This window comes from Streptomyces sparsus (assembly GCF_054776295.1).
In genome coordinates this window covers 1-1,297 of the sequence record NZ_BAAHCA010001175.1, presented here as the reverse complement: position 1 = coordinate 1,297, position 1,297 = coordinate 1, and the positions used below count along the sequence as shown (strand labels likewise).

At 75.5% G+C, this 1,297-nt stretch carries 1 protein-coding gene; it reads right to left on the bottom strand.

The window, feature by feature from the left end:
• Window positions 1–1,279 (bottom strand): MFS transporter (locus ACYVE9_RS27235; protein WP_461030553.1); only part of this gene is annotated, 1,279 nt, incomplete at its 3' end.
• Between the last annotated feature and the right edge of the window lie 18 nt (window positions 1,280–1,297).

Sequence of the window (1,297 nt, the reverse complement as noted above, 5' to 3'; positions counted from 1 at the left end):
CGACGCGGCGCAGGTGTCGCACCGCCGGAACGGCGAGCAGTACGCCGCTGACCAGGACCGCGCAGACCGCACCGGCCAGCAGCACCGGGCGCGCCCCGAAGAGGCCGGCGGCGGGACCGGCCAGTGCCTGGCCGACCGGCATCATCGACAGCGAGCCGGCCACCTCCCAGGCGTGGATGCGACCCAGCACCGGGCCGGGCACCTGCGTCTGCACGCTCGTCGCCCACATCACTCCCCAGAAGCCCAACGCGGCGCCGGAGACCGCGGTGCAGGCGGCGATGACGGGGACGGGCAGGCCCGCTCCGACCGCCGCGGGGAACAGCGCCGCACCGAAGAGGGCGACGGCTCCGGCCCGCAGCGGTCGCAGCGGCCGCAGCCGGAAGGCGAGCAGCGCGCCCAGCGCGGTGCCGCCGCCGAGCGCGGAGTTGACCAGTCCGTAACTGCCGGCGCCGTGCTCGGGGATGAGCTCGATCGCCGTCAGCGGGGTCTGCGGCCCCCACACCGTCACCATCAGCACCATCCACAGCAGGATGACCGCCCACATCCACGTCCGGGCGCGGAACTCCCGCCAGCCCTCCGTCAGATCGGCGAAGTAGCCGCTGCCCGCACGCGGACGCGGGGCCCCGGGCGCCGTCTTCACCCGGTCGGCACCTGGCAGCCGGAGCAGCAGCAGGCACAGCGCGCTGAGCGCGTAGGTGCCGGCGTGTGCCGCGAACACCGCGCCGGCCGAGACGGCGGCGACCAGTAGTCCGGCCGCCGCCGGGCCGGCCAGCAGAGCCAGCGACTCGGCGGTGCGGATCATGGCGTTGGCGCCCTGCACGTCGCGGGCGACGCGGGGCACCATGGCGGCGACGCCCGGTTGGAAGGTCCCCGCCGCGATGCCGTTGACCGCGCCGATCACGCAGATCTGCCACAGCACCACGTGCCCGGTGAGGAAGAGCCCGGCGGCCGTCGCCTGGGTGACGACCCGGACCAGGTCGGCGGCGACCATCAGTCGCCGGGAGTCGGCACGGTCGGAGAAGACGCCGCCGAAGACTACGAAGCCCGCGAAGCACACCGAGTACGAGGCGAGCGCCAGCCCGATGCCACCGGCGCCGAGCCCGTGCGTGATCAGTCCGGCCGACAGGGCCACCGGAAGCATCGCGTCACCCAGCCGGGCCGTCGCACGGGCGGCGAAGAACAGCAGGAAGTCGCGGGAGTTCAGCCGACCCGCCCGCCCGGCGCTGGGAGCGGTGCCGGTGCCGGTGAAGCGGGCGGTGCCGGCGGGGAGGCCGGTCACTCCGCCGGGCGGCGGCGA